The sequence below is a fragment of the Accumulibacter sp. genome (assembly GCF_023806565.1).
In the GTDB taxonomy this organism is placed as follows: domain Bacteria; phylum Pseudomonadota; class Gammaproteobacteria; order Burkholderiales; family Rhodocyclaceae; genus Accumulibacter.
The window spans coordinates 13,805-36,601 of sequence record NZ_JAMTDV010000128.1 but is presented as its reverse complement, the minus strand read 5'-3'; the positions used below and the strand labels follow the sequence as shown (position 1 = coordinate 36,601).

At 63.5% G+C, this 22,797-nt stretch carries 23 protein-coding genes; 8 read left to right on the top strand and 15 right to left on the bottom strand.

What is annotated here, in order from left to right; translation table 11 throughout:
- Positions 1-6 precede the first annotated feature (6 nt).
- From NFV80_RS15360 to NFV80_RS15350, 3 genes are read right to left on the bottom strand one after another with little or no spacing between them, the layout of a single operon-like run.
- Positions 7-546, bottom strand: coding sequence for a YggT family protein (locus NFV80_RS15360; protein WP_295330039.1), 540 nt, complete (start codon positions 544-546; stop codon positions 7-9).
- Complete coding sequence (gene proC / locus NFV80_RS15355; protein WP_295330037.1) at positions 546-1,361, bottom strand: pyrroline-5-carboxylate reductase; 816 nt, start codon at positions 1,359-1,361, stop codon at positions 546-548. Before proC ends, NFV80_RS15360 begins: the two co-directional genes overlap by 1 nt.
- Complete coding sequence (locus NFV80_RS15350; RefSeq protein ID WP_295330035.1) at positions 1,358-2,047, bottom strand: YggS family pyridoxal phosphate-dependent enzyme; 690 nt, start codon at positions 2,045-2,047, stop codon at positions 1,358-1,360. Before NFV80_RS15350 ends, proC begins: the two co-directional genes overlap by 4 nt.
- A 76-nt stretch (positions 2,048-2,123) precedes the next feature.
- Between NFV80_RS15350 and NFV80_RS15345 the strand changes: the two genes are divergently transcribed.
- The 3 genes from NFV80_RS15345 to NFV80_RS15335 all read left to right on the top strand — a co-directional run bounded on the left by NFV80_RS15345 (position 2,124) and on the right by NFV80_RS15335 (position 5,984).
- Positions 2,124-3,170 (top strand): type IV pilus twitching motility protein PilT, encoded by a 1,047-nt coding sequence (locus tag NFV80_RS15345; protein ID WP_295330033.1) that lies wholly within the window; start codon positions 2,124-2,126, stop codon positions 3,168-3,170.
- 27 nt (positions 3,171-3,197) lie between these two features.
- Positions 3,198-4,334 carry a PilT/PilU family type 4a pilus ATPase gene (locus NFV80_RS15340; RefSeq protein WP_295330031.1) on the top strand — a complete coding sequence of 379 codons (1,137 nt, stop codon included), beginning with the start codon at positions 3,198-3,200 and terminating at the stop codon, positions 4,332-4,334.
- Between the two features lie 486 nt (positions 4,335-4,820).
- Positions 4,821-5,984 (top strand): CaiB/BaiF CoA-transferase family protein, encoded by a 1,164-nt coding sequence (locus NFV80_RS15335; RefSeq protein WP_295330029.1) that lies wholly within the window; start codon positions 4,821-4,823, stop codon positions 5,982-5,984.
- Positions 5,985-6,019: 35 nt separating this feature from the next.
- Here the strand turns inward: NFV80_RS15335 and mobA are convergent, their stop codons facing one another.
- The 5 genes from mobA to NFV80_RS15310 all read right to left on the bottom strand — a co-directional run bounded on the left by mobA (position 6,020) and on the right by NFV80_RS15310 (position 10,869).
- Positions 6,020-6,619 (bottom strand): molybdenum cofactor guanylyltransferase MobA, encoded by a 600-nt coding sequence (gene mobA / locus NFV80_RS15330; protein ID WP_295330027.1) that lies wholly within the window; start codon positions 6,617-6,619, stop codon positions 6,020-6,022.
- Between the two features lie 74 nt (positions 6,620-6,693).
- Positions 6,694-7,275: a DUF3365 domain-containing protein gene (locus NFV80_RS15325; protein WP_295330025.1), complete on the bottom strand. Its 582-nt coding sequence runs from the start codon at positions 7,273-7,275 to the stop codon at positions 6,694-6,696.
- A gap of 53 nt (positions 7,276-7,328) precedes the next feature.
- Positions 7,329-8,408: a GTP-binding protein gene (locus tag NFV80_RS15320; RefSeq protein ID WP_295330023.1), complete on the bottom strand. Its 1,080-nt coding sequence runs from the start codon at positions 8,406-8,408 to the stop codon at positions 7,329-7,331.
- Positions 8,409-8,568: 160 nt separating this feature from the next.
- Positions 8,569-8,766: a YbdD/YjiX family protein gene (locus NFV80_RS15315; protein ID WP_295330021.1), complete on the bottom strand. Its 198-nt coding sequence runs from the start codon at positions 8,764-8,766 to the stop codon at positions 8,569-8,571.
- A 39-nt stretch (positions 8,767-8,805) separates the two neighbouring features.
- A complete protein-coding gene (locus NFV80_RS15310) occupies positions 8,806-10,869 on the bottom strand; it encodes a carbon starvation CstA family protein (protein WP_295330019.1) in 2,064 nt (687 codons plus the stop codon).
- 543 nt (positions 10,870-11,412) lie between these two features.
- Here NFV80_RS15310 and NFV80_RS15305 point away from each other — a divergent pair.
- From NFV80_RS15305 to thrC, 3 genes are all read left to right on the top strand, one after another.
- Complete coding sequence (locus NFV80_RS15305) at positions 11,413-11,886, top strand: hypothetical protein (RefSeq protein ID WP_295330018.1); 474 nt, start codon at positions 11,413-11,415, stop codon at positions 11,884-11,886.
- 318 nt (positions 11,887-12,204) lie between these two features.
- A complete protein-coding gene (locus tag NFV80_RS15300) occupies positions 12,205-12,939 on the top strand; it encodes a GGDEF domain-containing protein (RefSeq protein ID WP_295330016.1) in 735 nt (244 codons plus the stop codon).
- 104 nt (positions 12,940-13,043) lie between these two features.
- A complete protein-coding gene (thrC, locus tag NFV80_RS15295; protein WP_296759227.1) occupies positions 13,044-14,525 on the top strand; it encodes a threonine synthase in 1,482 nt (493 codons plus the stop codon).
- A gap of 63 nt (positions 14,526-14,588) precedes the next feature.
- Here thrC and NFV80_RS15290 read toward each other — a convergent pair whose 3' ends face one another.
- Positions 14,589-14,732: a hypothetical protein gene (locus tag NFV80_RS15290; RefSeq protein ID WP_295330012.1), complete on the bottom strand. Its 144-nt coding sequence runs from the start codon at positions 14,730-14,732 to the stop codon at positions 14,589-14,591.
- A gap of 60 nt (positions 14,733-14,792) precedes the next feature.
- Positions 14,793-15,650 (bottom strand): carboxylating nicotinate-nucleotide diphosphorylase, encoded by an 858-nt coding sequence (nadC, locus tag NFV80_RS15285; protein ID WP_295330010.1) that lies wholly within the window; start codon positions 15,648-15,650, stop codon positions 14,793-14,795.
- Positions 15,651-15,709: 59 nt separating this feature from the next.
- Here nadC and NFV80_RS15280 point away from each other — a divergent pair, with 59 nt between their 5' ends.
- Positions 15,710-17,218 carry an FMN-binding glutamate synthase family protein gene (locus NFV80_RS15280; RefSeq protein ID WP_295330008.1) on the top strand — a complete coding sequence of 503 codons (1,509 nt, stop codon included), beginning with the start codon at positions 15,710-15,712 and terminating at the stop codon, positions 17,216-17,218.
- On the opposite strand, the gene recQ is transcribed toward NFV80_RS15280, so the two are convergent.
- From recQ to NFV80_RS15260, 4 genes are read right to left on the bottom strand one after another with little or no spacing between them, the layout of a single operon-like run.
- The gene (gene recQ, locus NFV80_RS15275) at positions 17,164-18,987 is read right to left on the bottom strand and encodes a DNA helicase RecQ (protein ID WP_295330007.1); all 1,824 of its coding nucleotides are present in this window, start codon (positions 18,985-18,987) and stop codon (positions 17,164-17,166) included. The genes NFV80_RS15280 and recQ overlap by 55 nt on opposite strands.
- Positions 18,988-19,033: 46 nt before the next feature.
- Complete coding sequence (locus tag NFV80_RS15270; protein WP_295330005.1) at positions 19,034-19,765, bottom strand: UDP-2,3-diacylglucosamine diphosphatase; 732 nt, start codon at positions 19,763-19,765, stop codon at positions 19,034-19,036.
- A gap of 31 nt (positions 19,766-19,796) precedes the next feature.
- Positions 19,797-20,288, bottom strand: a complete 492-nt coding sequence (locus NFV80_RS15265) for a peptidylprolyl isomerase (RefSeq protein ID WP_295330003.1) — start codon at positions 20,286-20,288, stop codon at positions 19,797-19,799.
- Entirely contained in the window at positions 20,285-20,851 is a 567-nt protein-coding gene (locus NFV80_RS15260) for a peptidylprolyl isomerase (RefSeq protein ID WP_295330001.1), read from the bottom strand. The genes NFV80_RS15265 and NFV80_RS15260 overlap by 4 nt, the downstream gene beginning before the upstream one ends.
- A 267-nt stretch (positions 20,852-21,118) precedes the next feature.
- On the opposite strand from NFV80_RS15260, the gene cysS reads away from it, so the two are divergent.
- On the top strand, positions 21,119-22,492 hold the full coding sequence (cysS, locus tag NFV80_RS15255; protein WP_295329999.1) for a cysteine--tRNA ligase: 1,374 nt from the start codon (positions 21,119-21,121) through the stop codon (positions 22,490-22,492).
- A 75-nt stretch (positions 22,493-22,567) separates the two neighbouring features.
- Here cysS and NFV80_RS15250 read toward each other — a convergent pair whose 3' ends face one another.
- Positions 22,568-22,795 carry a sulfurtransferase TusA family protein gene (locus tag NFV80_RS15250; protein ID WP_295329997.1) on the bottom strand — a complete coding sequence of 76 codons (228 nt, stop codon included), beginning with the start codon at positions 22,793-22,795 and terminating at the stop codon, positions 22,568-22,570.
- Positions 22,796-22,797: the final 2 nt, after the last annotated feature.

The following is a 22,797-nucleotide window of genomic DNA, read 5'->3' as shown; positions in this document are numbered from 1 at the left end:
AATGTGTCAGAGGAAGATCAGCAGCAATTGGGCGAGGACGATGGCAATCAGCGGCGACAGGTCGACCGTGCCGATCGGCGGCACGACGCGCTGGATCGGACGCAGCACCGGTTGCGTGAGCTGCGCCAGCGGCCGGCTCAACGGCGAGTACGGATTGACCCACGACAACACGGCCTGCACGACCAAGGCACCGATCAAGATATAGATGCTGAGCCGCACGGTGCTCAGCAAGCCCTGCCAAAGCAGCAGCGGCAACCAGGCTGCCGACGACCAGAGGTCCGCGCCGCCGCGCAATGCGAAGACCGCCAGAACAAGAACGACCTGCAGCAGGTACGCCGGCAAGAGACTGGCCAGATCCAGGCCATGGAAACCGGGCACCAGGCGGCGTAATGGCCTGACCAGCCAGTTGGTCAGTTCGACGACAAAAGTGCCGACCTGATTGTTGAACGAGACGCGGCAAACCTGCATGAAGAAACGCAGCAGCAGCGCAACGGTCAGGAAGCCGGTCAGCGCGTCGAGCAGAAACAGGCCTGCCTGTGCGATCATCAACCGTCCTTGCCGAGCAGTTCGCCCAGCTCGCGACCGCGGCTGTTGGCCGCCAGCACGCCGGCAACGAAACCCTCCTTGACGCCGCGTTCGGCCATGGTACGCAGCGCCGCCTCGGTCGTTCCGCCTTTCGAAGTCACGCGCTCGCGCAGCACACTGGCCGCTTCATCCGACTGCGAGGCAAGCTTGGCGGCGCCAAGAACCGTGTCGATCGACAGCTGACGAGCCTGCCCCGGCGTCAGCCCCAGTTCGTTGGCCGCCTGCTGCAGCGCTTCGATGAACAGGAAGACATAGGCCGGGCCACTGCCCGATATGGCGGTCACTGCGTCCATCTTGGCCTCGTCGGCGATCCAGACAGTGTTGCCGACCGACTGCAGGATGCGCTCGGCGCCGAGCCGCTCGGCCATCGACACCGCCGGCGAGGCACACAGACCGGTAATGCCTGCACCCACCAGCGCCGGCGTGTTGGGCATGGCGCGCACGATCTTGCCATACCCGCCGAGCCAACGCGAAACATCGGCCATGCGCAGCCCGGCGGCGATGCTGATGATCAGTTGCTGTTTGAGAAAGTTCGGCAGCGGCATGCAGGCTTCCCGCATCTGCTGTGGTTTCACCGACAACAGCACGGCATCGCAGTCAAATGCCGCCGCGCTCGGCGCTTCGTAGCAACGAACGCCATACACCAATCGCAGCCTGGCCCGCCCCTGTGCTCCCAACTCGATCACGGCGATGTCGGAAGCCGAAAAACCGGTCTTCACCAGGCCACCGATCATCGCGTTGGCCATGTTGCCACCACCGAGAAAAGTGATCTTCATGCTGTGATTCTCTCACCAAAAATTGCGGTACCGACCCGTACCAGCGTCGCACCCTCGGCAATCGCTGCTTCGAGGTCATGCGACATGCCCATCGAAAGTGTATCAAACGGAAGACCTTCGGCCTGCAGGTGTTCGGAAAGTTCGCGCAAACGGCGAAAGGGACGACGCTGGTCGAGAAAGTCGTCGCTCGGCGCCGGAATTGCCATCAGGCCACGCAATCGCAGCCGTGGCAAAGCCGCGACGGCATGCGCCAGGTCCGGCGCCGCAGCCAGCGAAACGCCCCTTTTCGTTGCTTCGCCACTGACATTGACCTGCAGACAGACCGACAGCGGCGGCAGCGACGATGGCCGGCTGGCGGAGAGACGCTGCGCGATTCGCAACCGGTCGACCGAGTGTACCCAGTCGAAGGATTCGCTGACCAGGCGCGTCTTGTTGGCCTGCAGCGCGCCGATGAAATGCCACTCCAGCGCCAGTTCGCGCAGCCGCCCGATCTTGTCGATGCCTTCCTGCACGTAGCTCTCGCCAAAAGATCGCTGCCCCGCTGCTGCCAGCTCCGCCACGGAAGTGGTGGGCCAGGTCTTGCTCACCGCGAGCAGGCGAACGTCGCTCGCGGCACGCCCGTACTGCCGCGCGGCATCGGCGATTCGCGCGAGAACGGCTTGCAGCCTGGCGGTAAGTGTGATCATAATCGGGCACTGCGCAGAATCCTGAGAGTATAGCACCGCGCCCTGCCCGCCGCCCGAGCACCGAGGATCGAACCGGATGGACATCACCGAATTGCTGGCCTTCAGTGTGAAGAACAAGGCCTCCGACCTCCACTTGTCGGCCGGCCTGCCCCCGATCATTCGCGTGAACGGCGATGTGCGGCGGATCAACCTGCCGGCGATGGAGCACCGCGACGTGCATGCGATGGTGTACGACATCATGAGCGACAGCCAGCGCAAGCAGTACGAAGACACGCGGGAATGCGACTTCTCGTTTGAAATTCCAAATCTTGCCCGTTTCCGCGTGAACGCCTTCGTACAGAATCGCGGCGCTGGTGCGGTGTTCCGGACCATTCCGTCGAAGGTGCAAAGTCTGGAAGAGCTCGGTTGCCCGCGCATCTTCAAGGACATTTCGGAGTATCCCCGAGGCATCGTCCTGGTCACCGGACCGACCGGCTCGGGCAAGTCGACCACGCTGGCGGCGATGATCAATCACGTCAACGAAAATGCCTATAGCCACATTCTCACCGTCGAGGATCCGATCGAATTCGTTCATCAGCCGAAGAAGTGCCTGATCAACCAGCGCGAGGTCGGACCGCACACGCTGTCTTTCCAGGCGGCGCTGCGCTCGGCGCTGCGCGAAGACCCGGATGTCATTCTGGTGGGCGAAATGCGCGACCTCGAAACCATCCGCCTGGCACTCACCGGCGCAGAAACCGGACACCTGGTGTTCGCCACGCTGCATACTTCGAGCGCCGCCAAGACGATCGACCGCGTCATCGACGTCTTTCCGGCCGCCGAAAAGGAAATGGTTCGGTCGATGCTTTCCGAGTCGCTGCGCGCAGTGATCTCGCAGACCCTGCTCAAGACCAAGGACGGACTGGGCCGAGTCGCCGCGCACGAGATCCTGATCGGCACGCCGGCGATTCGCAACCTGATCCGAGAGAACAAGGTAGCGCAAATGTATTCCGTATTGCAGACGGGGCAGCAGTTTGGCATGCAGACACTGGACCAGTGCCTGGGGGAACTGGTCAAACGTAACGTCGTTTCGCTCGCCGAGGCGCGCATGAAGGCGGCCAACAAGGACACCTTCGGCGGCGTTTGAGCGTACCTGACACGCAGGAGAAGAACCATGGAAAACGATCAGGCGCTGAAATTCATGCACGAGCTGCTACGCCTGATGACGCAGAAGAACGGTTCCGACCTCTTCATCACGGCGAATTTCCCGCCGGCGATCAAGGTGGATGGCAAAGTGGTACCGGTTTCCAATCAGCCGCTGCAACCGCAGCACTCGGCGGAACTCGCGCGCTCGATCATGAACGACCGACAGGCGTCGGAGTTCGAGGCGACCAAGGAGTGCAACTTCGCCATCTCGCCGGCCGGAATCGGCCGGTTCCGGGTGAACGCCTTGGTGCAGCAAGGGCGGGTTGCGGTCGTCTGCCGGACGATCAACCTGACCGTCCCGACACTTGAAGAACTCGGCCTGCCAGCCGTGCTCAAGGACATTGCAATGAGCCTGCGCGGCCTGGTCATTTTCGTCGGCGGCACAGGCACCGGCAAGACGACGTCACTGGCGGCGCTGCTCGATCACCGGAACCGTAACAGTCATGGACACATCATCACCATCGAGGACCCAATCGAATTCGTCCACGAGCACAAGAAATGCATCGTCACGCAACGCGAGATCGGCGTCGATACCGATAACTGGGAAGTCGCGCTGAAGAACACCCTGCGGCAGGCGCCCAACGTGATCATGATGGGAGAAATCCGGGATCGCAACACGATGGACTACGCCATCGCATTTGCCGAAACGGGCCACCTCTGCCTTGCGACTCTGCACGCCAACAGTACCAACCAGGCGATCGACCGGATCATCAACTTTTTCCCGGAGGAGCGCCGGCAGCAGTTGCTGATGGACCTGTCGCTCAATCTTCGCGCCATGATCTCGCAGCGATTGATGCCGAAGAAAGACGGCAAGGGTCGCGTGCCGGCAATCGAAATCATGATCAACTCGCCGCTGATTTCCGACCACATCTTCAAGGGCCAGGTACACGAAATCAAGGATGCGATGAAGAGATCGCGCGAACTGGGCATGCAGACCTTCGACCAATCGCTTTTCGATCTCTACGAGGCTGGACAGATCAGCTACACCGATGCCCTGCGCAACGCAGATTCGCTCAACGACCTACGACTGCAAATCAAACTGCACGGCAAGGAGGCGAAGGACCGCGATCTGACTGCCGGCATCGGTCACCTCGATATCGTCTAGTCCAGCGCAGCGCAGGCCGGCTGCGGTCGCGCTCCGCGGCCGGCGTCGAGGATTGAGGCGCCGACCGGGAACCGTGCGCCCTGGTCGACGTAGGAATGACTACCCGGTCCTCTCCCTAGGACTTCTTCTCTGCTTCCGAAGCGGGCGGCTCCGCCCCCGCCTTCGGTGCATCGCCGAGCACGGTTTTCAGGGGACAAATCGAAAAAGCCGGGCACTTCTTGCAGCCGGCGACAATGGCGATCGGGCAGACAGTCATGGCAGTTCCTTCGTCAGAGTTAATGACGACGCTCAGGATACCGTGTTTGCGGCAAAATGGGGAATCACTGCGGGCAGGTGGGACGAAGCCTCATCGCCTCGGGGGACGCATCCGGGCGGGGAGAGTGCGCCGATCGGCAGCTGACGTGAGCCAGGCGGCGGCCGCTGCGTGGGGCTACAATGGCAATTGCACATCTTCCCTGCAAGTCCTTTTCCTGAAAGCCGATCCCGATGCGTACTCCCCCTCTCGCCGGCCTCCGCGTGCTCGACCTGACGCGCCTGCTGCCAGGGCCACTCGCCAGCATGCACCTCGCCGACCTCGGCGCCGACGTGATCAAGGTCGAAGATACCGGCAGTGGCGACTATGCGCGCAGCGCGGGTGCGCTGCATGGCGACATCAGCTACTTCCAGTTGGTCAACCGCAACAAGCGCAGCCTGACTCTCGACCTCAAGCAGCCCGCAGGGGTCGAGACCTTTCTGCGCCTTGCCGCAACCGCCGATGTGATCATCGAAGGCTTCCGCCCAGGCGTCGTGGACAAACTCGGCATCGGCTACCAGACTGTCTGCGCCGTCAATCCGCGCGTGGTGTACTGCGCGATCACCGGCTACGGTCAGGACGGACCATACCGCGACCGCGCCGGACACGACCTGAACTACCTCGGCTATTGCGGACTGCTGGACCAGATCGGTGTCGCCGGCGGCGCCCCGGCGGTGCCCAATTTTCAGATCGGCGACCTGCTCGGCGGATCGTTGAGCGCGCTGGTCGGAATTCTCGCCGCCGTCGTCGACTCCCGCGCCAGCGGTCGCGGCCGTTACGTCGATGTGGCGATGACCGACGCCGTCTTCGCGCACACATTCTTCCCGCTGCTCGCCGTCCTCGGGCTCGGGCATGCGCTGCCGCGCGGCGAGGATCTGCTCTCCGGCGGCATGCCGAGCTACGGCGTCTATGCCACGAGCGACGGCCGCCACCTGGCGGTAAGCGCGATGGAACCCAAGTTCTGGCGCATGCTGTGCGCGGCAATCGAGCGTCCGGACCTCGAACCCTTCGCTTTCGCCACCGGTGCCGAAGGTCAGCGTATTCGCCGCGAACTCGAAGCCACTTTCGCAAGGAAGAATTTCGCCGAATGGACGGCGATGTTCGAGGGCGTCGACTGCTGCGTAACGCCGGTGTTGCGCTTCGAGGAGAGTCTGCAGAACGAACAATTGCGCGCACGCGAAATGATCGTCGAGGTTGCCGGCGTCAGGCAGTTCGCGCCGCCGTTCAAGCTCAGCGAACTGAATTTCGCGGCGCGCCTGCCGCCTCCCGAGGCGGGTGAGCACAGCGAAGAAGTTCTGCGCGAAAGCGGCTTCACCGCCGACGAGATCAACGGACTGCGCGCCGGGAAAACAATCTGATTCGGCTCGCGTGGCCCGCCGATGCCGCCGCGTGCCTAAGGCAGGCCACGGCGAATCGCCGCGAAGCGTTCGAGTTCGATGCCGGAGTTGATGTTGGCAAAAGCATCTGCGTAGTCATCGAACAGCACATGCTGCACCCGCAGCAGTGCGTGCCATTCCTCGACCTTGCGCCCGCCCCGAGCGAGGAACTCGCTCAGCGATGGGAGAACGTCGCGCCGACAGAGGCAGCACACCGGCTGCGTCCGCTCACCGCTGCAGGCGACGGCAAGGTCGGCGCCGCTCGCGTGCATTGCATGCAGCAATCGCGAGACAAGGTCGGTCGGAAGCAAGGGCGCGTCGCACGGAACGCTGGCGAGCAGCGGGTGACTGGCTGCGGTCAGTGCTGCGTGCAGTCCGGCGAGCGGACCGGCAAACCCCGGAATCGCGTCCGGCACGACGCGATGGGCGAAAGCAGCGTACCGCTCCCCGTTCCGGTTGGCGCTGATCAGCAGTTCGTCGACCTGCGGGGCAAAGCGTTCGACCACCCAGGCGACGAGCGGCCGGCCGCACAGTTCCTGCAGACCCTTGTCGCTGCCGCCCATGCGACGCCCGCGCCCGCCGGCGAGAATCACACCTGCAAGCTGCCCGCCACTCATCGCTGCCCCTCCTGCGATCCCGCTCTGGACGCCCTGCCTCGCTGCCGGACGACAGCGTCGACCGTGGCGCCGCTTCAAAGCGGCCGGATCACGCTCAGCGCCCCACGTACCTGCCCGGCAGCGTAACCGGTAGCGCGATCCTGCGGATAGTCCCTGGCGAGCGCCGCCTTGAGTTCTGCAGAAAGAGAATCGGCCGGACCATGGCAGCTCAGGCACACCTCGGCGACGGGCAATGCCTTCAGGTAGCGGTAGCTGCGCTGGCCACCAGCGGCGACCACGATTTCGCCGACTTCGAGTTGCTCGGGTTTCGCACCGTTGGCAAGGCGGATGTTGAAGTCCGCGAGTTGCCGAGCCTCCCAGGCATCAGGAGTCCCCGTCGCCGGATTGCGGGTTTTCAGGCTGACGCGACGAATGCTCCAGCCGGTCTGCTGGCGCACTTCCTGTAGAAGTTGCGGCGCTTTCTCCTTGCAGACAGGGATCGCGCCGACCGGGCCATTCTCCTGGACTGCTGTCTGCATGGCCTGGACGACCTTGGGCAACACCGGCAGCGCGGTCTTGCGCGTCTCGGCGAGCAGGGAAGCTTCCTCCTGCGCGCGGACAGCAGGCATGACGGAAACGAGCGAAAGCGAAGCGAGGAAGGCTACGGTGGGCTTCATCACGATCTCCTAGTATAAGCGTATGCTAATTTACCACTTTCCTCGTCGCACCGTCACCGTGCGGCGTGTGCGCAGGCGAGAAAGGACTCGCGCAGCCGCTCCTCCGGAAGGTGCCGCCCAATCAGCACGATGCGGGAGCGACGCGGCTCGCCGGGGGCCCAGGCTTCCCCGTAATCGAAGCCGGCAACTCGCTCGACGCCCTGGAAAATCAGCTTGCGCTCATCGTTGGCGATCGCCAGGATACCCTTGTAACGCAGCAGTTCGGTGCCGAGGTCCCTGAACTCATTCGAGCAGTCGATCAGCGACTGCACAAATGCGTCGACCTGCGGCAGATCGACGTCACCGGTTTCGAGCAGGCACGAGCTGACTTCGTCGCGCTTCACCCCCGGCCGGCGCGCCCAGCGCAAGCGTTCCTCCACAGCCCGCGGCGCGAAGCGCGCAGGCGCCTGCGTTTCGCCAGCAAGCAAGGAACTGTCGAGTTGGAACCCCCCGATTCCCAGCAGCGTGCCGGGGTTGGCCCGTCCATGCCGCAAGCGCTGTTGCGGGGCACGCGGATTGATCGCGGCCAGGCGCAGGGACAACTCGGCAAGCGCTTCCGGCGCTGCGAGGTCGCACTTCGCGAGCAGCAGGCGATCGGCAAAGCCGACCTGCCGCTGTACGACAGGATGTCGATCCAGCTGTTGCTGTGCGTGCAACGCATCAACGACGACCGCGATGCCATCGAGCAGAAAGCTGTCGCGCAGTTCGGGAGCGGCAAAGAAGGTCTGTGCGACGACGCCGGGGTCGGCCAGACCGGTGGTCTCGATGATGATCCAGTCGAACGACCATTCGCCCGCAGCACGGCGCTCGGCCAGGCGCTGCAGGCCTCGCACCAGGTCGGCGTTGAGCGTGCAACAGACGCAACCGTTGGTCAGTTCGATGATGCCGCCGCGGTTGCGCGATACGAGCTGGCTATCGATATTGATCGCGCCGAATTCGTTCTCGACGACCGCGATTCGCAAACCGTCGGCGTCGTTCAGCAAGGCGTTGAGAACGGTCGTCTTGCCCGCGCCGAGAAAGCCCGAGAGCAGGGTGACAGGGAGCGGTGCGGGCGTCACCTTCAGCACGCGTTCCGCCAGGAGCAACAGCGCCACCCATCGGTCACGGCCCCTTCTCCGCACCCCGACCCAGCAATGGCCTCACCCGTGCATCCGGTATTACCATAGACCACAGAGACCACATCGTGGCCACTGACGGCGAATCCCTTCGAGCGCACGCGTGGCGAACGGCACCGGCGCAAGCGTGACGGTGCGATCAACAGCAGCCGCCGGACCGCCCCGTGCCGTAACGCGCTTCCTGGCGATTGCGGAAGAATTCGACCTCGGTCATCACCGGCAACTCGGGGTGGGTGGTGCGCATGTGTGCCACGTAGGTCTCGTAATCGGGCAGGCCGACCATCAGCCTGGCGGCCTGCCCGAGATACTTGCCGAACCTTGAGAGATCGTTGAACATCTGCTTGGAAGCCGCGAATCAGATTCTGCCGCGCAAGCATCAGGCCTTGCCGGCCGGAATCGCTTCGTACGGCAACTCGCGGCTGGTAGGTTTGCCCTCCTGCCAGCCCTTGTGGCAGGCGATGATGGTGTAGAGCAGAATGGCAACCACGACGAAGATGAAGAAAATCGCCAGCACCGCGTCGAGATAGTTGTTGAAGACGATCTGCTGCATCTGCTCGACGCTCTTCGCCGGGGCGAGCAGTTCGCCCTTGTCGAGGGCCGCCTGGAACTTGTTGGCCAACGCCAGGAATCCGATCTTCGGATTGGCGTTGAATACCTTCTCCCAGCCGGCGGTCAGCGTGCAGATCAGCAGCCAGCAGGTCGGCACGATGGTCACCCAGGCATAGCGTTCGCGCTTCATCTTGAACAACACCACCGTGCACAGCATCAGGGCGACGCCAGCCAACATCTGATTGGAAATCCCGAACAGTGGCCAGAGACTGTTGATACCGCCGAGCGGATCGACGACCCCCTGATAGAGGATGTATCCCCAGGCGGCAACGCAGAGGGCCGTGGCGATCAGGTTGGCCGGCAACGAGCTGGTCTTCTTGAGCGCCGGCACGAACGTGCCAAGCAGATCCTGCAACATGAAGCGTCCGGCACGCGTCCCGGCATCGCAGGCCGTGAGGATGAACAGCGCTTCGAAGAGGATTGCGAAGTGGTACCAGAAGGCCATCATCGCCTGACCACCGAAGATCTGCGAGAAGATGTGCGCCATGCCCACAGCCAGCGTCGGTGCGCCACCGGCGCGCGAGAGGATGGTATTTTCGCCGACATCCTGTGCGGTTTGCACGAGCGCTTCCGGCGTGATCACGAAACCCCACTGCGAAATGACCTGCGCGGCGTTTTCGACGGTCTTGCCGATGATCGCCGCCGGGCTGTTCATCGCAAAGTAGACGCCCGGATCGATGACCGAAGCGGCCGCCAGTGCCATGATCGCCACAAAGGACTCCATCAGCATTCCGCCATAACCGATCATGCGGGCGTTCTTCTCGTTGTCGAGCAGTTTCGGCGTCGTGCCGGAAGAAATCAGCGAGTGAAAACCGGACACTGCACCACAGGCAATGGTGATGAAAATGAACGGAAAAAGGTTACCCGACCATGCCGGCCCCGTACCGTCGATGAACTGGGTAACCGCGGGCATGCGCAGGTTCGGCGCAACGACGACCATGGCCAGCGCCAGACCGACGATCGTGCCGATCTTCAGGAAGGTCGACAGGTAGTCACGCGGTGCCAGCAGCAGCCACACAGGCAGCACCGAAGCGACGAAGCCATAGACGATCAGCATCCAGGTGAGCTGTTTGGGACTGAATGTGAAGAGCGGGCCCCAGGTCGCGCTCTCAGCGACCTGACCACCGACGATGATCGCGGCGATCAGCAGGACGAAGCCGACGATCGAGATTTCGCCGACCTTTCCAGGCCGGATGAAGCGATTGTACAAGCCCATGAACATGGCGATCGGAATCGTCGCGGCAACGGTGAATGTTCCCCACGGGCTGTCCGCGAGCGCCTTGACGACGATCAGCGAGAGAACGGCGAGGATGATCACCATGATCATGAAAGTGCCGAACAGGGCGATGATTCCCGGCACGAAGCCGAGCTCGGTCTTCACCAGATCGCCAAGCGACCGCCCGTCACGGCGGGTCGACACGAACAGCACCATGAAGTCCTGTACTGCACCGGCAAGCACCACGCCGAAGATGATCCACAGCGTTCCCGGCAGGTAACCCATCTGCGCCGCCAGCACCGGCCCGACCAGCGGTCCAGCACCGGCAATCGCCGCGAAGTGATGGCCGAACAGGATGTACTTGTTGGTCGGAACGTAGTCCAGCCCGTCATTGTGACGAACTGCCGGGGTCGCCCGTGTCGGGTCGAGCTGCATCACCGTGTCCGCTATGTACAGGCTGTAGTAGCGATAGGCGACGAGATAGATTGAAACCGACGCCGAGACGATCCACAACGCGTTGATGGTTTCGCCGCGTGAGAGGGCTACCGTGGCAAGCGAGAATGCGCCGATAGCAGCGAGGAACCACCAGATGACATGTTTGGAAAGCAGATTCATGACCCCTCCCGATCCGAGTTACCGTCCATCGGCCGACGACGGCTCCTTGCGAAGTCGTCGCGCCGCCTCCAAAAACCCTGCCACGGGCTGGCGAACAGCCGGCCGGCGAGCAGTTGCCTCAAGTGGCACGGCCAATGCTACTCCGGATGTCGCGTGCTGTGAATTTGGAATCTCGCCAACATTGCGACCACTGGACACTCGGCAAGTTCAGACACCACGCTTCACCCCTGCGGAAGCAAGGAGGCGGAATGCGCAACCGCGCAGCGGGGTTTGATCCTTTGGCCATGGACCTGCATCCTTACTGCGCCGGGAACAGGCGAATCGTCGGGCTGACCCCGGTCGACTCCGGAAGACACCACTTCGGCACGAGCCGCCCTCCTCCTGCCGGGCTTGCCGGCACCCCGCCGGCACCGCCCGAGTACGGGCCAGACTGCTCCCGGAATCCGCTCGGGTCAACTGCAAATGAAGAAGGCCAGCCGGCCGTCTCTACTATACTTTCTCTTGTACGGTGTCGATCCGGAAGCTCATCTACGGGAGGAATTCATGCGACAGAGAGAAAATCCGAGCCGTCGGCATGGCATTACTGCCTTGCTGCTGGCAATCATCGGCGTATCCGGCTGTTACGTCGTACCGGTAACGGGTCCGGACGGCGCCGTTCATTACAGCAATTACCCGCTGCCACCCCCCGGCATCCCGGTGGCCGCCGCCAGCACGGCGGCGACGCTCACGGTCAGGCTCTACCCGGCGAACGAGCAGGCGACGCAAACCGGAGTCATCAATGGCACCGTCACCAACGTGATGACCGGGAAAGGGCGTTTCGTCGTCAACTACCTGGGCGAGGTCCTGAGCGGCGAAGCGACGCGCGTCTCGAACGAGGAAAAGAGGGGTGTGGCAAGCGCCTACAGTCCAGGCGGCATGTACATGTCCTGCGAGTATCAGATGAACACGCCTTATCAGGGAGCGGGGACTTGTTCGTTCGCCAACGGCGCCAAGTACCAGATGCACATCGGCAATTGAGCAGGGGGCAGGCTGACGTCGGCCCGGAGCAAGGACGGTTCAGCCGGGCACCCGCGGAATCGTGCCCACGGGACGCCAGCTCCCGAGTTCTCGACTTTGCCGAGAGGCCGGTTACACGTCTCGCCAGCGGCGGTGGCATCGCTTTCCTTCGTTCCCATCCTCTCGTCGACTGTGACGCGGCGGCGGGGATACTGGCAAGTATTGCATGAGAACAACGACCTAGAGGTCATTTGAAGAAAAAACTTAAAGATCTTCCGCAATCGTCCGTTGCCAACACTATGATCAGCTCTCACCAGCATCGTTGACGGAGCCAGCAAAATGTTCAAGCACGACGACTCTACTCTGGTCCATTCCTCGCGGCGCGCGTCACGCCGCCTGCACCGGCGCCCGCCCCAGGCAACGGCCGTTCTGGCGGCGCAGTGCGCGCTCCCGCTGACGATCGGGGGGCGTATCCACCATCCGCCCTTGCGCCGTCTTCTCGTACCCGAGGTGGAAAAGGTTTTCCTCGACTTGCTGGCCGCAGAAACACGCATCACCGATCTCGAGAATGCCTTGGCGGAAGCGCATTCGGCTGCTCTTACCGATACCCTGACGGGTGCCCTCAACCGGCGCGGCTTCGCCGAGGCCTGTCAGCGCGAATCGGCACGCGCCCGACGCAGCGGCAACCCACTGGCCCTGGCCCTGATCGACCTCGATGACTTCAAACGCCTCAACGACCGTGAAGGACACCAAGTGGGCGACGAAGCACTGGTCCATCTGGTGCAGGTTCTGCGCGCAGCGCTGCGCCCGTCGGACATCCTCTGTCGCTTCGGAGGTGAGGAGTTCGTCCTCCTGCTGCCCGACACCGCTTTGCACCAGGCAGCGGCGGCGATTTCCCGCTTTCAGCGGCAACTCGCCGTACGCGCCGTGCCGCGCAGGGATATCGTCCTCAGCTTCAGCGCCGGCGTCGTTGTCCAGCAAGCCGGCGAATCGCTCGAACAAGCACTCTTGCGGGCGGATGCGGCGACCTACGCTGCCAAACGCGCCTGCAAGAATCGCGTCGTCACCGGCTGAGTTCTCCCGGCGCGGTCCGCCGCCCGCGCCCGGGCGTTGGCGGGAGAGCGTGGTAGACTGTCGGTTGTTCGTCAATCTTCCGCTCAACGTCTACGGTTAACGCCATGCGCTACGTCTCGACCCGCGGCCAGTCCGCCAGCAACACGAATCCCTCGGGTCCGACCTTCAGCGAAATCCTGCTCGGCGGTCTGGCGCCGGACGGTGGTCTCTACCTGCCCGAATCGTACCCGCAGGTGAGCAGATCCGAACTCGAGCAATGGCGCGCGCTGTCCTATGCCGAACTCGCTTACGAGGTGCTCTCCCGCTTCATCGACGACATCCCGCCAGACGACCTCAAGGAGCTGCTCCGGAGGACGTACACCGCCGAGGTCTACTGCAACGGCCGTGTCCGCGAACGGGCGGGCGAGATCACGCCGCTGCACTGGCTGGAAGCGCCCGACCCGGCACGCGGCGAGGGCGGGCTGGCGATCCTCGAGTTGTCCAACGGACCGACCCTGGCCTTCAAGGACATGGCCATGCAACTGCTCGGCAATCTTTTCGAGTACGTGCTGGCCAAGCAGCGCGAAGAAATCAACATTCTCGGCGCCACTTCGGGCGATACCGGTTCGTCGGCCGAATACGCGATGCGCGGAAAGCAAGGCGTGCAGGTGTTCATGCTCTCGCCGCACGAACGGATGAGCGCGTTTCAGCGCGCGCAGATGTATTCGCTGCACGACGCCAACATCCACAATATCGCCGTACGTGGAACGTTCGACGACGCCCAGGACATTGTCAAGGCGGTGGCCAACGACCGGGCGTTCAAGGCCAGGTACAGGATCGGCGCGGTCAACTCGATCAACTGGGCGCGCGTCGCCGCGCAGGTCGTTTACTACTTCAAGGGCTATCTTGCCGCCACCAGCGACGCCGGCGACGATGATCGGCAGGTCGCTTTCGCCGTTCCTTCCGGCAATTTCGGCAACATCTGCGCTGGCCACATCGCGCGCATGATGGGGCTGCCGATCGGCCGTCTGGTCCTGGCAACGAACGAGAACGACGTCCTCGACGAGTTTTTCCGCAGCGGCGTCTACCGCCCGCGCGCCACCAGCGAAACCGCAGCCACCTCGAGTCCGTCGATGGACATCTCGAAGGCTTCCAACTTCGAGCGCTTCGTCTTCGATCTGGTTGGTCGCGACCCGACCGTGATCCGCGCGCTCTGGTCCGCAGTCGATGCAGGGTGCGGCTTCGACCTTTCCGGCACTCCTTTCCTGGCCCGGCTACCCGAATTCGGCTTCGTCTCGGGAAGGAGCACACATGCCGATCGCCTGGCGACGATCCGTGGGGCCTTCGAGCGCTATGGCCTGATGATCGACACGCACACCGCCGATGGGCTCAAGGTCGGCAGCGAGTGGCGGACGGCCGAAATGCCGATGGTCATCCTGGAAACGGCGCTGCCCGCCAAGTTCGAGGAAACCATGGTCGAGGCGCTGGGCAGGAAACCGGAGCGGCCCGCGGCCCTGCACGGCATCGAGAAGTTGCCGCAACGAGTCACCGTGATGGATGTCAGCGTCGAGGAAGTGAAACGCTTCATCGCGCGGCAGCTTGGCTGATCCGACGACGCCCTGGCCCGTTCCCGCGTCGCCATGGCAGCGAGCGGGCGGCCAGCCGAGTGTCTAGAGCGGCAGGAAATAGACCGCCGGAAAGACCGCCACGGCCAGCACGAGCACCAGCCATTCGGCATTGTGCCGGGCCAGAAGGCCGGTGAAGTGCATGATCAAAATTGCGATCGCCACCACGTAAAAAAGAATGAACAGCATCGGACCACCCTCTCTCGTCCCTGGTGCAGCTCCGCCGCAGAAGCACGCGGCGCCGCGGCGCTAACTCCGAAAGCGCATCGACAAATCAAGCGCATGCACGTCCTTGGTCAGGCTACCGATCGAGATGCGATCGACCCCGGTCTCCGCGATCGCACGCACGGTGTCCAGACCGACGTTTCCCGACGCCTCGAGCACGGCACGGCCGGCGGCAATCGCCACCGCCTCGCGCATCTCGTCGAGACCCATGTTGTCGAGGAGGATCATCTCTGCGCCGGCGGCGAGTGCCTGGCGCAACTCGTCCAGGTTCTCGACCTCGATCTGAACGAACTGGCAAGTGCCTGCCGCACTCTCGGCAACCTGCCTCGCGTCGCGCAGAGCAGCAGCAATGCCGCCGGCGGCGAGAATGTGGTTTTCCTTGATCAGGATGCCGTCGTAGAGGCCGAGACGGTGGTTGCCCCCGCCACCGCAGCGGACGGCATACTTTTGCGCCAGGCGCAGGCCCGGAATCGTCTTGCGCGTATCGACCACCTGCGCCCGCGTACCCGCCACCAGGTCGGCGTATTGGCGGGCACGAGTGGCAACGCCGGAGAGTAGTTGCAGAAAGTTGAGCGCGCTGCGCTCGCCGGTGAGCAGCCCGCGCGCATGCCCCTCGATTTCGCACAGCGTCTGACCGGGACAGACGCGCTCACCCTCGGTCGCCTTCCAGGCTACGGTGATTGTCGTGTCGAGCTTGGCAAAACAGCGTGTAAACCATGCGCCGCCGCAAAGGACCGCGTGCTCGCGGGCGATCACCGTGGCACGCCCGATTTCGCTGGCGGGGACCAGTCGCGCGGTGAGGTCGCCACTGCCGACATCCTCGGCAAGCGCGGCTGCAACGTTGCGCTCGATCTCGGCATCGAGCATGGCTGTAAGAGTCATGACAAATCTCGTACACTAGGAATCGACTCGTCCGATTCTAACACCGAAGGGGGTATCGAGTGCTCGACCTGCTGTTCGTTGCTTTGGGCGTGCTGCTTGCCCTTGCCTTCGCCGGCAGCCTGGTCTATCTGTACGTGCAGGACGTCACCCAGGAGAAACACGCGGTACTGCGGAATTTTCCACTGGTCGGTCATCTGCGCTATGTCTTCGAAAGGCTGGGCGAATATTTCCGACAGTATTTCTTCCTCGGCGACCGCGAGGAGATGCCCTTCGACCGCGCGACCCGCAGCTGGGTATACCGCATGGCCAAGAACGAGGGCGGCATCATCGGTTTCGGCTCCACCTACCGCATCCATGAACCAGGAGCGCTGGTATTCGCCAACGCACCATTCCCCGTCCTCGAAGAGGAGCAGCAAGAGACACCGCCGGTGGTGATTGGCGAGGGTTATTGCCGGACGCCGTTTGCCGGCAGGTCGTTGGTGAACGTGAGTGCGATGAGCTTCGGCGCGATTTCCCGACCCGCCGTGCTCGCCCTCTCGCGTGGCGCGGCGGAAGCCGGCTGCTGGCTCGATACCGGCGAAGGCGGTCTCTCCCCGTACCACCTCGAAGGTGGCTGCGACCTCATCTTTCAGATCGGAACCGCTAAGTATGGCGTGCGCGACGAAAATGGCCGACTCTCGGATCAGCGGCTGCGCGAACTGGCTGCGCAGGCGACCGTGCGCGCCTTCGAAATCAAGCTGTCGCAAGGCGCCAAGCCCGGCAAGGGGGGCGTTCTCCTGGGCAACAAGGTAACCGCCGAGATCGCGCAAATTCGCGGCATTCCCGAAGGACGCGATTCGCTGAGCCCGAACCGTCATCACGACATCGCCAACGTAGACGAACTGCTAGACCGGATCGAGCATGTGCGGGAAGTAACCGGCAAACCGGTGGGCGTAAAAACGGCGATCGGCGGCGAACGCTTCATGCACGAGCTGACCGCAGCGATCCGGCGCCGCGGTCCACGCGCCGCACCCGACTTTCTCACCATCGACGGCGGCGAGGGCGGCAGCGGCGCCGCACCGCAGGCGCTGGCCGATCACATGGCGCTGTCGATCGACGAAGCGCTGCCGCTGGTCGCCGATGCGCTGTTCGCCAGCGGCCTCAAGGAGCGCATCCGGCTGATCGCCGCCGGCCAACTGGTCACCCCGGCGCGCGTCGCCTGGGCACTGTCGGCCGGCGCGGATTTCGTCAATACGGCACGCGGCTTCATGTTCTCGCTCGGCTGCATCCAGGCCCTGCGCTGTCACAGCAACACCTGTCCAACCGGCGTCACGACGCACGACCCGCGCCTGCAACGCGGCCTGGTCGTCGAGGACAAGGCGCGACGGGTCGCCGCGTACTGCCGCAACATGAACAGGGAGATCGAGATGATCGCCCACTCCTGCGGGCTGCGCCACGCCCGCGAACTGCGCCGCGAACACGTACGCATCGTGCAGCCTTCCGGGCAGAGCATCGGCCTCGACCGACTCCACCCCTATCCGGTCTGTCGAGATGCGCCGGCGACGATCGCCAGCAACTCCCGGCCGTAGCGTTCGGCCTTGGCGACGCCGATCCCTGGCACGGCGAGCAAGTCCTGCGTCGACACGGGCAGCAGCGCAGCGATTTCGTGCAAGCTGCGGTCGTGCAGGATGACGTAGGCCGGCACTCCCTGCTCGTGGGCCTTTTCGCTGCGCCAGGCGCGCAGCTTTGCGACCAGTGGCAAATCCCCGACCCGCTCGAGTCGATCTGGCGCCGGCGGCCTTGCCACCGGCCGGCCCGAGGGCCGCTCGCTTCGCCGCCGCAAGGAAAGGCTGACCTCGCCCTTGAGGATCGGGCGAGCTTCGGCGGTCAGTTTCAGTGCTCCATAGGCCGTGGCATCGGCTTCGAGCACGCCGCGGACGAGCAGTTGGCGAAAGACCGAGCGCCAACCGATCTCGTCGAGCTCGACGCCGACGCCGAAGGTCGGCAGTCGGTCGTGGCCGAACTGTCTCACCTTGTCGGTGCTCTTGCCGCGCAGAATGTCGATCAGGTGGCCTGCACCGAAGCGCTGACCGCTGCGCAACGCGGCCGACAGCGCTTTCTGCGCGGCCACCGTTCCATCCCAGAGCCCCGGCGGGTCGAGGCACACGTCGCAATTGCCGCACGGGGCGGCATCCTCGCCAAAATAACGCAGCAGGAGCACGCGCCGGCAGTGTGCCGATTCGCAGTAGGCGAGCATGCTGTCCAGTTTCTGCCGTTCGACGCGCTTCTGCTCGCTCGGTGCCGAAGATTCCTCGATCATCTGCCGATGGATCACCACGTCATTGAGGCCGTAGGTCATCCAGGCGTCCGACGCTTCACCATCGCGCCCGGCACGACCGGTTTCCTGGTAATACGCTTCGAGGCTACGGGGCAGATCGAGATGAGCGACGAATCGAACGTCGGGCTTGTCTATGCCCATTCCGAAAGCGATCGTCGCCACCATGACCAGGCCGTCCTCGCGCAGAAAGCGCTGTTGGTGCTGCTGCCGCTCGCCGGAACTCAATCCGGCGTGGTACGGCAGGGCGGCAACTCCCTGGGAATTCAGCCAGATCGCCGTTTCATCGACCTTGCGGCGCGAAAGGCAGTAGACGATCCCGGCCGCCCCCGGACGAGCGGCGAGAAAGCCGAGCAGTTGCCGGCGCGGGTTGTCGCGCTCGACTACCGCATAGCGGATGTTGGGCCGATCGAAACTGGCGACGAACAGCTTCGCCTCTTCGAGCCGCAGGCGGGTAATGATTTCCTGCCGCATCAGCTGGTCCGCAGTCGCCGTCAGCGCGATGCGCGGCACCTCCGGGAAGCGCGCGTGCAATTGCGACAACTGCAGGTACTCGGGACGGAAGTCGTGGCCCCACTGCGAAACGCAATGAGCCTCGTCAATGGCGAACAGCGCGAGTTGCCGACGCGCGGCCAGCTGTTCGAGCAGGGAGAGGAAGCGCTCGGCGAAAAGACGCTCCGGCGCAACGTAGATCAGATCGAGTTCCCCGCCGAGCAGACGGCGCTCGACCTCGAGAGCCGTACGCGGATCCAGCGACGAGTTGAGGTACGCGGCATGGGCGCCAGCCTGGCGCAAGGCATCGACCTGATCCTGCATGAGCGCGATCAAGGGAGAAACCACCACCCCGACACCCGCCCGCAACAGCGCCGGAATCTGATAGCAGAGTGACTTGCCGCCGCCGGTCGGCATCAGGACCAGCGCGTCGCCCCCGGCGACGAGCTGTTCGACGATTTCCTCCTGCCTTCCGCGAAACGACGAGTAGCCGAACACTCGGCGCAGCAGCTCGCGGGCGGGAGAAGTCATCGCCGGACACCTCGCCAGGGCGCCGCGCCGGGAGCGGCGAAAGGAATCAGTGCAGGCGCTCCCGCCGCAAGGTCCGGCCATCCCAGACCAGACACTCGCCTTGTGTCTCCTGCCAATCGGCCAGTACCCAGCGCTCGACATGAATGCCGTCGACCAGATGGTCATGCGTCGCCGGACGGTGCGTGTGGCCGTGAATCATGGTGGCATAACCGTGCGCGCGCAGGAAATCGTCGCTCGCGCCGGCATTGACGTCCATCAGATAACCGGCCTTCTCACGCTTTGCCGATTCGCTTTGCCGGCGGGCAGCGCCCGCCATCGCCTTGCGTTCTGCCAGCGACCGGGCGAGGAAAGCGGACTGCCAGTCGGGCCGACGTGCCAGAGAACGGAACGCCTGGTACTCGTGATCATCGGTGCACAGTAGGTCGCCATGCGACAGAACGAACTGCCAGGTCGGCAGCGAAAGGACGTAGGGGTCGGGAAGTAGCCGGGCGCCGCTCCTCGCCGCGAAATGTTCTCCGAGCAGAAAATCTCGGTTGCCATGCAGCACCGAGACGGCGACACCCGCGGTCACCAGCGCACGCAGCGCATCGACGATGTCCGCGGCGAAGGACTCTTCAGGATCGTCCAGGCAATCGTCCCCCGGCCAGGCTTCGAATAGGTCGCCGAGGATGAACAACTGCTCGGCAGCGCGCGCACGGCCGGCAAGAAAGTCCCGGAAAATGCGCGTCACCCCCGGCGCCTGCGGCGCCAGGTGCAGGTCGGAAATGAACAGGATCACCGCAGCAGGCGGGACAGCGAGGATGGGCGTTTCAGCAGATTTCGGCGCGCTCGATGAGCACGTCCTCCACCGGAACATCGCTGTGCAGGCCCGAAGAGCCCGTCTTCACCGCCTTGATCCGGTCGACGACGTCGCAACCTTCGACCACCTTGCCGAAAACGCAATAGCCCCAACCCTGAGCGGTGGGTGCGCGGAAGTTCAGGAAATCGTTATTCACGACGTTGATGAAGAACTGTGCGGTCGCGGAATGCGGATCGTTGGTGCGCGCCATGGCAACCGTATAGGCTTCGTTGCGCAGCCCGTTGTCGGCCTCATTGCGAATCGGCGGCTTGCACGCTTTCTGTTTCATTCCCGGCGCGAAGCCACCGCCCTGCACCATGAAGCCCGGGATCACACGATGAAAAATGGTGTTGTCGTAGTGTCTGGCCGCCACGTAATCGAGAAAATTCGTGGCCGACAGTGGCGCCTTGTCGGCATCGACCTCGATGCCGATGACGCCGAAATTGGTGTGCAGCTTGATCATGACTTTCCTTTCTCCGGAATGACCTTGACCGATTGGATGATCACTGGCTCCAGCGGAACGTCCTGATGCACTGCGCGGTTGCCGGTCGCCACCTTGGCGATCCGGTCAACCACGTCCATGCCCTGGGTCACCTTGCCGAAAACGGTGTAGCCCCAGCCATCGGGCGAAGGATAGTTGAGCGACGCGTTGTCGCGGTGATTGATGAAGAACTGCGAACTCGCCGAGTGCGGATCCGCCGTACGCGCCATGGCGATCGTTCCACGGTCGTTCTTCAGGCCGTTCCTGCCCTCGTTCTCGACCTTTCTCGGTGCTGCCTTCTGCTCCAGGTCGACGGTGAAACCGCCGCCCTGAATCATGAATCCGGGGATCACGCGGTGGAAGACGGTGCCGTTGTAGAAGCCCTCATTGACGTACTGGACGAAGTTCTGGACCGTCTTCGGCGCTTTCGCCGAATCGAGTTCGATCACGATGCGGCCCATGCTGGTCTGCATCTCGACACTCGGACCAGCCCAAGCCCCAAGGGTCAGCAGCCCGCAGACCGCAAGAAGAAGTTTTCTGAACATCGGACGATTCCTTGGTAACGATTTTGGGGATGCCACCGTGCTGCGAAGGCCAGCCTCTGCGCATCTGCCTCGCGCGCAGCAGGCGGTCTGACGGCTAGCAGCAGCAAGCGCTTCGACCATGACGGCGGCAGGATCGGGCAGTCGTTCTGGTATATACTTGCCCAAGCAACGGCCACGTGTCGCCAAAGCAGGCGATTCTATCAAGAACCACGTCCACACCAAAGCACTCCGCGCGCCTCGCCGCGGAGTACGACGGCAAACCCGAAAATGCTGAAAATCTACAACTCACTGACCAGAGAGAAGCAGGAATTCGTGCCGATAACTCCCGGCAGGGTTCGCATGTACGTCTGCGGCATGACCGTCTACGATTACTGCCATCTGGGTCATGCCCGCGTCCTGGTGGTTTTCGACATGGTGCAGCGCTGGCTGCGCGCGAGCGGTCTGGAGGTATGTTACGTCCGCAACATCACCGACATCGATGACAAGATCATCAAGCGTGCGCTGGCCAGCCAGGAGAGCATCAGCGAGTTGACCAGCCGCTTCATCCGTTTCATGGACGAGGATGCCGTGGCGCTCGGCGTCGAGAAGCCCGATCATGAACCGCGGGCCACCGAGTACATCCCGCAAATGCTCGAACTGATCGGCCGGCTCGAGAAAAATGGCCTGGCTTACCGGGCGGCGGGCGGCGACGTGAACTTCTCGGTACGCAAGTTTCCGGGCTACGGCAAGCTGTCGGGCAAATCGCTCGACGACCTGCGCGCCGGCGAGCGCGTCGAGGTCGATGCCGGCAAGGAAGACCCGCTCGATTTCGTGCTCTGGAAACATGCGCGCCAAGGCGAACCCTTCTGGCCATCGCCCTGGGGTGAGGGCCGGCCAGGTTGGCACATCGAGTGTTCGGCAATGAGTTCGGAACTGCTGGGCACGCACTTCGACATCCACGGCGGTGGCCAGGACCTGCAGTTTCCTCACCACGAGAACGAGATCGCGCAGTCCGAGGGCGCGCATCGCGGCCGCTTCGTCAACTACTGGATGCACAACGGTTTCGTTCGCGTCGATGACGAAAAAATGTCGAAGTCGCTCGGCAATTTCTTCACGATCCGCGAAATTCTCGAGAAATACGACCCCGAAGTCCTGCGTTTCTTCATCCTGCGCGCGCACTACCGCAGCCCGCTCAACTATTCCGACCGTCACCTCGACGATGCCCGGCAGGCGCTGAGCCGCCTCTATACCGCGCTCAAGACCGTTCCGGGGGCAATCGTCGCAATCGACTGGAATGAGCGGCACGCGCAAGGCTTCCGGAAAGCGATGGACGACGACTTCAACACCCCGGAAGCCTGCGCGCTGCTCTTCGACTTGGCGGCCGAGGTGAACCGCAGCCACTCGTCGCAGCTGGCCAGCCAGTTGCGATCGCTGGCGGGCCTGCTCGGCCTGCTCCAGCGTGATCCGCAGGTCTTCCTGCAGGCAACGCCGGTGGACGGCGGCGAAATTTCCGCTGCAAGGATCGAATCGCTGCTCGCCGAGCGCATGGCTGCCAAACAGCGCAGGGATTTTGCTGCCGCCGATGGTATCCGCAATCAGCTGCGCGCGGCGGGAATCGTCGTCGAAGACGGCGCCGGGGGCAGCACCTGGCGGCGCGCGTGAGGTGGACTACCGGCAAGCTGCCGCCTGCCGCGCAGCACGCGCGTTCGTCAAGACCGCATGGCCACCGGCGCGTCGCTACTTCCGTTTGAGGTAGTACTCGAACACCCGGTCCACCTCGCTGCTTGAGAGCAGATCGTTACCGGTCTGTCGGGCGAAGGCCGCGAAATCCTTGAGCGAGCCTGGATCGGTCGCCAGCACGTGCAGCACCTCGCCGGAAGCCATTTCGGACAGGGCCTTCTTGGTACGCAGGATCGGTAGCGGGCAGTGCAGGCCCTTGACGTCGAGTTCTCGGTCGAAATGCATGG